General features: G+C 60.8%; 3 protein-coding genes. All 3 read right to left on the reverse strand.

The features are described from left to right. Nucleotides 1-248 precede the first annotated feature (248 nt). Entirely contained in the window at nucleotides 249-569 is a 321-nt protein-coding gene (locus tag M3436_20575) for a divalent-cation tolerance protein CutA (GenBank protein ID MDQ3566366.1), read from the reverse strand. Continuing rightward, on the reverse strand, nucleotides 562-1,635 hold the full coding sequence (gene mnmA / locus M3436_20580) for a tRNA 2-thiouridine(34) synthase MnmA (GenBank protein MDQ3566367.1): 1,074 nt from the start codon (nucleotides 1,633-1,635) through the stop codon (nucleotides 562-564). The genes M3436_20575 and mnmA overlap by 8 nt, the downstream gene beginning before the upstream one ends. A gap of 149 nt (nucleotides 1,636-1,784) precedes the next feature. Beyond that, nucleotides 1,785-2,292 (reverse strand): SprT-like domain-containing protein (locus tag M3436_20585; protein ID MDQ3566368.1); only part of this gene is annotated, 508 nt, incomplete at its 5' end.

Below are 2,292 nucleotides of genomic sequence, written 5' to 3' on the forward strand. Positions count from 1 at the left end.
GTTCAACCCCTGCGGGGTTGGACGCTGCCGATCTTGTCCGTGGGTTGCACCCACGGCTAGCTATTCATGTCAGACCCCTGCGGGGCCGAGACAGGTTCCTTCCTTTCAGGAAACTTGCGCCGCAGGTTGGGAGGGCTAAGTAACCAAGGGCTCCGCCCTTGATATCCCTCGATAATCCGGTCATGTCGCTGATACTCAGATGCACAACGAGAACAAAATTCCCGTTAACTTCCGCATAACGGTCTAAATTAGACACACGACTCTCCCACCCAGCGCAGATACGCGGGTAGACCGGACTGAAGCGGCACCGCGATGATCTCCGGTAGCTCATACGAATGCAGATCCTTGATCCGCGATTCGACGCGCGCGTAGCACTCGGCGGTCGTCTTAAACAAAACAAGCGTTTCGTTGGCCGTTTCCACCGCTCCCTGCCAACGGTAAATGGATTCACCCTGTGGAAGGAGATTCGCGCAGGCGACGAGGTGCTCCTCGACGAGGGTTCGGGCAACTCGGCGCGCTTCATCCACGCCGGGGAAGTTGCTCAGCACCAGCAGCACATCGCTAGGCATACGGCATCGCGGCCGTCACCGGCGCGTGACGGCAAATCCAGCCTCCACCCAGTACCTCATCGCCCCGATAAAACACAGCCGCCTGGCCCGGGGTCACCGCCCGTTGCGGGGTTTGGAGCCGGACTCGCGCGGTGGCGTTCGGGCCGGGCTCAATGGTGGAGTCCACGCCCGGATGAGAGTAGCGAATTTTTGCCATCGCCTCAAAGCGCGCCATCGCCGGAGCATGCCACACGGTGTGATCGATCTCGAACTCCTCTACAAAGAGGTCCTCAGCCTCCCCGACGATCACCCGGCTGGTCAGCGGATCGATGTCGATCACGTAACGCGGCCGGGCACTGCCGCCGGGCAAGCCCTTCCGCTGGCCGATCGTAAACATCTCGATGCCGTCGTGCTCTCCGATCCGGTCGCCGCTCTTATCGTAAATGCCCCCCGGATGAAACTCTTTCTCGCTCAGGTGTGCCTTCAAAAACGCTTTGTAGTCGCTGCCTGGAACGAAGCAGATCTCCTGACTATCGGCTTTGTCCGCGGTCTTCAGCCCCAGCTCGCGCGCCATCGCACGGATTTCCGTCTTCGCCATGGCGCCCAGCGGGAAGAGCGCGCGGAGGAGCTGCGCCTGGCGAAGGCTGAACAGAAAATATGACTGGTCTTTGAGCGGATCCCTGCCCCGGCGTAAGACGGCGCGCCCGGCGCAATGCTCGACGACCGCGTAGTGGCCGGTCGCAATGTAATCCGCGCCGATCGCCTTCGCCTTGCCCCAGAGATTGCCAAACTTCACTTTTTCATTGCACATCACGCACGGATTCGGCGTGCGCCCCGCTTTGTATTCGCTCGTGAAGTAATCAATCACCGCCCGCTCGAAGTTCTCCGCCTCGTCGACCACGTAGTGTGGAATGCCGAGAGAATGGGCCACGCTTCGAGCATCGGCGATGGCCTGTGGGCCGCAGCATTTGTCTTCGGCGCGCGAGATACAGTCCTGAGGCCATACCTTCATGGTAATGCCCACCACCTCGTAACCCTGCTGCTTGAGCAGATACGCCGCGACCGACGAGTCGACGCCGCCGCTCATGCCGACCACGACGCGCGGCCTGGCAGAATGGGAACTGAGGAGTGAGGAGGCAGACATCATGGGCGGAAAGCAGCGGGCACCGTCCACGCGGAGCCGTGCGCGCTCAACTGATTTCTGCGGGGATGCCGCGCCCCGGGCGCCTCCCGCATCTACTGGAGAAATCGCGGGAGGTTCTCCTGCTCCCATGCCTTGGCCCGGCGGAACCAGTAGAACCTTCGCTCGCGCTCGTAAAATCTTTCGTGATGCACGATCCGCCGCCCATACTCGTCGAATCGATCGGCGACCACGGCATGGCACATCTCGTGGTAAATCACGTACTGGAGGAACCACTGCGGCACGAAGGCACGATCGAGCAGCGGATGAATCCGGATCACCCGATCCTCCTCCTGGATCGTGCCGAAGACGATCTGGTCCCGCGGCCGCTCCTTCCGCCGGCGACCCCAAACGATGGTGTAGCCCTTGAGCCGGTTGCGGAAGTACTGCGCGTTCAGCTTCTCGAAGATTGAGCGCAAATTGAAAAATCGCCCTTGCTCGGGAAAAGAGAATTGCCGCTGCATCGGCAGTCTCGCGATTGAAATTTTGCGTTTACGGGCAGGCATGGAACCGGGGGAAGGTGCGCGGGAGCGTAGTCGTTCTTTGTGCCTGCACTCAAGTATT

The sequence above is a fragment of the Pseudomonadota bacterium genome (assembly GCA_030859565.1).
Classification (GTDB): domain Bacteria; phylum Pseudomonadota; class Gammaproteobacteria; order JACCXJ01; family JACCXJ01; genus USCg-Taylor.